We start from the raw sequence: 1,203 nt of genomic DNA on the forward strand, positions 1-1,203 counted from the left end.
CCAACCCGGTTACACGGCGCATGCCGCGTAGTTCATCACTCAACTAACGGAGGTGGGTCGCTAATAGGTTGCGCAGGTAGATGTACGCGTGATGGCAAAACAGGTCGGACCGCGGGGAAGCAAGCCTGAACAAGAGCATGCCCTTCGCTTTTGCTCCGGCGACCGTGTCGCTGAAGAGCCAAACCTTTCTGCTGGTGGCAAACGGGCGAATGTCCCGTTCCGCGATGTTGTTGTCCACTGGGGCTTGCCCGTCGCCGACGTAACGGCTGAGTCGCTTCATCAGGAGCCAGAAGCCGGCCCGGTCATAGAGCACAAGCTTCACGCGATCACGCTTACGATTGTGGAATGCAAACACGGCTCGCGCGAACGGGTCAAGTTGCATCGATTGCTCGACCACTGTCACCAGTGTATTCAGGCCGCAGCGGAAGTCGATTGGCTCGCGATGCAGGTAGATCCGCAGATCATCGTCGAAGCGGAACATCAACCCGCTCCCAACGCCACGATCATCGCCTTGACCAGTGACGTGTCCTGCACTGAGCATTCCAGATCGATCGCGACGCCGTTGGGCAGTCTTACGGACAGGCGCGCGTGCGGCGGCGCCAACGTCGGCGCTGAGGGAGAATCGCGACGTACCGCCAACGTCGCCGTCGGCTCTGCCGCCTTCAGTGTCGCGTTCCCGATCGTAACCACCGGAACAAACGCAGAAGGTTCGGGCTCGCTCGTCCTCGGCGGATCGGCAACTACGCCTGCCTTGCGGTACATGTCGACCCATTTGCGCAGTTGGTTGGCATTCACTCCTGCCTTCAGCGCCAAACCAGCAAGCGACGCGCCAGGCCGCAGGCATGCCTCGACCAAGCGACGTTTCCCATCAGGATCGAATGATCGTTTGCCCTTTGGCGAAACGTGCGTCACCTTCAGCGGCAGAAACTCGAGGTCAATCGTGTCAGGCGTCCTCGTCGTTGCGTCCGCAAGTGTTGGTTGCGGACGCAAGCGTGAGCTCTTTCACTCCATCGCGCTACGTGCGGATAAATTCGCGCTTACATATGATCCATCTGGTCGAGCCGAAGAGAAATTGGTTAATGTTAGCGCCGGTGTAAATGCGACGTTAAACGACGGCGCAAGGTCAAGCGAGACAGTCAACAACAAAGGGGCCGCGCGGGCCCCTTTGTTGTGTGCGTCGTCGATCAGAACGGCGGGTCACGT

General features: G+C 59.4%; 1 protein-coding gene and 2 pseudogenes. All 3 read right to left on the minus strand.

Annotation, left to right across the window (positions count from 1 at the left end; genetic code table 11):
• Nucleotides 1-145 precede the first annotated feature (145 nt).
• A pseudogene (locus IAG25_RS42490) lies at nucleotides 146-271 on the minus strand (IS66 family transposase); the annotation flags it as partial.
• A gap of 3 nt (nucleotides 272-274) precedes the next feature.
• Nucleotides 275-541 (minus strand): annotated as a pseudogene (gene tnpB / locus IAG25_RS42495) (IS66 family insertion sequence element accessory protein TnpB); the annotation flags it as partial.
• On the minus strand, nucleotides 481-990 hold the full coding sequence (tnpA, locus tag IAG25_RS41125) for an IS66-like element accessory protein TnpA (protein ID WP_222946884.1): 510 nt from the start codon (nucleotides 988-990) through the stop codon (nucleotides 481-483). The pseudogene tnpB and the gene tnpA, both read right to left, overlap by 61 nt.
• Nucleotides 991-1,203 lie beyond the last annotated feature (213 nt).

Origin of the sequence: Caballeronia sp. EK (genome assembly GCF_014384845.1) — a bacterium.
GTDB classification, from domain to species: domain Bacteria; phylum Pseudomonadota; class Gammaproteobacteria; order Burkholderiales; family Burkholderiaceae; genus Caballeronia; species Caballeronia jiangsuensis.